Raw genomic sequence first — 518 nt, forward strand, 5'->3', positions numbered from 1 at the left:
CGGCGGTCCACGGGCGGGCAGCGCTCACGCCGGATCAGCGCCGGCGCGCTGTCGTTCGCGAACAGGCTCAGCACGGGCCGGCCGATGATGTCCTCGGCCGAGGCCTTGAATAGGCGCTCCCCAGCGTTGTTCACCTCGATCACGATGCCTTCCCGGTGGATGAAGAGCACCTCCTGGGCGAGGTTGCTCATGAGGCGCATGCGGCCCAGGTCTCGGAGGGAGCGCTGGGCCAGATGCCGCTCGACGATGATCGCCATCAGGCTCGCGATCAGGATGGCGACGCTGACGCCGCCCACCGCGACGGCGAGGCCGCTCGTGCCGAGGATCGTGCCCTCGGCCACCTCTGCCGTGCCGGGTGCCACGCTGATCGCCGTCATGCCGGTAAAGTGCAGGCCGCAGATCGCGAGTGTCAGCCATCCGCCGACCTCGAGCCGCCGGCCCGTCGAGGTCAGGTCCGTCGCCCTCGCCATGGCGACGACGGAGCAGACGACGCTGACCACGACCGAGGCCGCCACGTA

1 protein-coding gene is annotated in these 518 nt (G+C 70.3%); it reads right to left on the reverse strand.

Going from position 1 to position 518, the window contains the following annotated elements; genetic code table 11:
* A partial coding sequence (locus D3273_RS28000) for an MHYT domain-containing protein (protein WP_281011443.1) occupies nt 1-518 on the reverse strand: 518 nt, incomplete at both ends.

It is taken from the genome of Lichenibacterium minor (genome assembly GCF_004137685.1).
GTDB classification, from domain to species: domain Bacteria; phylum Pseudomonadota; class Alphaproteobacteria; order Rhizobiales; family Beijerinckiaceae; genus Lichenihabitans; species Lichenihabitans minor.